Genomic DNA, 3,199 nt, shown 5'->3' with positions numbered 1-3,199 from the left:
CACCCAACGGTCAGTTGTTGGAGCAAGCACTGGGGAAACGCGGCGACGCCCAACGTGTGATCGTGCGCAGCTACCGGCATGACGCTGCCGGCCAGCTCACCCGCATTGACGACACCCGGCGCGGCGCGCTCAGTTACCGCTATGACCCGTTGGGTCGACTGCTCGCTGCCCAAACCATCAGCGGCGAAGAAACCTTCGCCTTCGACCCGGCCAGTAATCTGCTAGACCCGCAGGCACCACGCCGTCCCAATCAATACAGCCCACCTAAGCTGCTGGACAACCTGCTTCGCGACTACGTGGGCACCCACTACAGCTACGACGAGCGCGGCAACCTGAAGGAACGGCTGCACAACGGCAAGAAATCCCAGTTCACCTGGGATTTGTACGACCGTCTGATCGGCTACGCAGATGATCGCCTGACCGTCAGCTTTGCCTACGACGCGCTGGGCCGACGGCTGTTCAAGCTGTCCAAAGCCAAGTACCACGACCGCCGCGAAGCCGGGCCAATGTGGAACAAGCTGGAGCGCGCCAAGCTCGACGAACAATACGGCTGCGGCTACACGATCTATGGCTGGGACGGCGATATGCTGGCCTTCGAAAGTCGCAACAACGACAAGAGCGAACGCCTAACCCACTACTTTTTCGAGCCGGGCAGTTTTGTGCCGGTGGCTCAGGCGGTGGAACAACGCAGCATCCAACTGCTGCCCGAGCCGGCCTATGAAGGCGCTTACGACATCGACCGTGACCCGTTGTGGCAGCACAAATTTAAGCCTGAGACCTTCAGCACCGTGGCGTGGTACCAATGCGACCACCTCGGCACGCCGATGGAGCTGACCGACGAACACGGAGACATCGCCTGGGCCGGGGTCTACAAAGCCTGGGGGCTGGCCAAGGAACAGCGTAGCGAGACTGCCAAACGGGCGGACATCCGCAATCCGTTGCGCTTTCAAGGCCAGTACTTCGATGTGGAGACCGGGCTGCACTACAATCGCTATCGGTACTATGATCCACAGGTCGGGCGGTTTATTGGTAAGGACCCGATTGGATTTGCGGGTGGGCTGAACATCTATGCGTATGGGCCGAATCCGGTTGAGTGGATTGACCCTCGCGGGTTGTCGCCGCAATCTATCGCAAAATCGATTGCCGAGTTGAAGGCTGGTCGTAGCGTGACTGTATGCTCTTATAAAGATGCTGTTGCGGTCCTCTTCGGTGCATTCCCAGATGCGCAAAAAGCAGCAGGTGCGGGTGATAAATCTGCGGAAAAAACGGCCAGGGATAAAGCCGCATTTAAGTCAAATCGACAAAATGGATCAGGACTAGCTTCTTATCATATGGATTTTAAGACAAACCCAGTTTCCGGAGATCTTTTTGGACACGACTCCCTACCTGACGGGCATCCGCACAAGACGACACCACACATAAATATCGTCACACCTGAAGGAAACAAGGTAGATATCTTTGTTGATCGCGACTCTAAATGCCGTAACGGAAGAAGGAGGAAAGCATGATGGCCCAACAAGACATTGCACACCTACAACAACGAATAAACAACAAAAAATGCATTTGGATTAATACCGAGCACGAGAAAAATGGCGAGCTTGAAAAAACTGAGTTCTTCTTACGAAAAACTAACGGCGGCTACAAGGTTGGATTTGACCATTACTTGGATAAATATGAAGACGCTACCGACCTATATTTTTCGTACATACGAAAAGATTTTTTTGATCTTGCATCCGCTATTGAGTTTTCAGTTGAAAATCTCCCCATTGACCGAAAGCAACTCTTAAACGCTTAAGTACAACATCCGCACTGACGATAGCTGGACGGGCAGAAAAATAAAGAACACATATTTACAACCCTGAATTAGGCCAGAGGAACAAAACAGTGAAATCAATAGTTCGCTTGGGAGACACAACAGACCACGGCGGTATAGTCACCGAATCCATCCCCCACACCAACCTCAACGGCCAGCCCATGGCCGGCAAAGGCCACATGGTGATGTGCCCCTTATGTAAAGGCCCCTTCTCGATCGCCGAAGGCAGCAGCACCTATTCCGTCAACGGCATTCCCGTGGCATTGGATGGCATGAAAACCAGCTGCGGCGCGACGCTGATCGCCAGCGGCTCCCGCGGTGCCGTACATCGCTGACAGGCACCCCGCTCTTTAACAACCGGACAACACCGGCATTGGCTTGATCGCGCCAATGCCTATGCCAACTTCAAACCCGCGACGCCGAAGGCGGCCTGTGGAAGTACGACTACGATCAACGCGGCAACATCATCGAAACCATCGATCCGCTGGAGAACACCACCCAGTACACCTACAACAGCGATAACCTCCCCGTAGTCATTACCGATGCCAACGGCGGCAGCAAGCAACTGGCCTACAACGCCGATGGCCAACTGATCCGCTACACCGACTGCTCGGGCAAAATCAGTCAGTGGGACTACGATGCACTCGGCCAGCTCAGCCGCTTCACCGATGCCGAAGGGAACACTACTGCCTACGAATACCGCACCGGCCAACTGGTGCGACTGATCCACCCAGACAAAACCGACGAACTCTTCGAGCGCGACGCCGAAGGTCGCCTGCTCACCCATACCGATGCCCTGCGCCAACGCACCACCTGGCACTACAACGAAGTCGGGCTGATCCAGCAACGCCTGGACGCCAACGGCACCAGCCTCGACTACCGCTGGGACCGCCTCGGCCAACTGCTGGAACTGCGCAACGAAAACAACAGCACCGCCAGCTTCAAATACGACCCCGCCGGGCGCCTGCTCAAGGAAACCGGCTTCGACCAACAGACCACCCACTACCTCTACGACCACGGCAGCAATCAACCCACACGCCGCCTCGACGGTGATAAGGTCAACGAATTCGAGTACGACCCACTCGGCCGCCTGATCGCCCGCCATGCCGGGCACAAGGAAGGCCTGGAATGGCAGACCGAGACCTTCGCCTATGACGGCAACGGTAATCTGCTGCTGGCCGAGAACGCCGCCTGCAAACTGCAATGGTTCTACGACCGTGCGGGCAACAACACTCGCGAACATCAATACCTGCGCTACCTGCAGGAACCGCATGTGGCTGTATGGAAGCACGAGTACGACGCCCTCAATCAACGTATCGCGACCACTCGCCCGGATGGTCACCGCGTCTGTTGGCTGACCTATGGCAGCGGCCATCTGCTGGCGCT

4 protein-coding genes and 1 pseudogene are annotated in these 3,199 nt (G+C 56.2%); 4 read left to right on the top strand and 1 reads right to left on the bottom strand.

The genetic code is table 11. The features are described from left to right. The 3 genes from AACY31_RS28375 to AACY31_RS28365 all read left to right on the top strand — a co-directional run. On the top strand, positions 1 to 1,508 hold a 1,508-nt coding region (locus AACY31_RS28375), incomplete at its 5' end, for an RHS repeat domain-containing protein (RefSeq protein WP_339505594.1). Beyond that, positions 1,505 to 1,795 (top strand): hypothetical protein, encoded by a 291-nt coding sequence (locus tag AACY31_RS28370; protein WP_339483801.1) that lies wholly within the window; start codon positions 1,505 to 1,507, stop codon positions 1,793 to 1,795. The genes AACY31_RS28375 and AACY31_RS28370, both read left to right, overlap by 4 nt. Positions 1,796 to 1,884: 89 nt before the next feature. Then, positions 1,885 to 2,148 (top strand): PAAR domain-containing protein, encoded by a 264-nt coding sequence (locus AACY31_RS28365; protein ID WP_339505593.1) that lies wholly within the window; start codon positions 1,885 to 1,887, stop codon positions 2,146 to 2,148. 59 nt (positions 2,149 to 2,207) lie between these two features. Here the strand turns inward: AACY31_RS28365 and AACY31_RS29185 are convergent, their stop codons facing one another. Continuing rightward, positions 2,208 to 2,543: a hypothetical protein gene (locus tag AACY31_RS29185; RefSeq protein ID WP_445261597.1), complete on the bottom strand. Its 336-nt coding sequence runs from the start codon at positions 2,541 to 2,543 to the stop codon at positions 2,208 to 2,210. Between AACY31_RS29185 and AACY31_RS28355 the strand changes: the two are divergent. Continuing rightward, a pseudogene (locus tag AACY31_RS28355) lies at positions 2,529 to 3,199 on the top strand (RHS repeat-associated core domain-containing protein); the annotation flags it as partial. The gene AACY31_RS29185 and the pseudogene AACY31_RS28355 overlap by 15 nt on opposite strands.

It is taken from the genome of Pseudomonas sp. RL_105y_Pfl2_101, from assembly GCF_963970585.1.
Taxonomy (GTDB): Bacteria; Pseudomonadota; Gammaproteobacteria; order Pseudomonadales; family Pseudomonadaceae; genus Aquipseudomonas.
The sequence above is the reverse complement of the archived record's forward strand: the minus strand, read 5'-3'. Positions and strand labels throughout refer to the sequence as shown.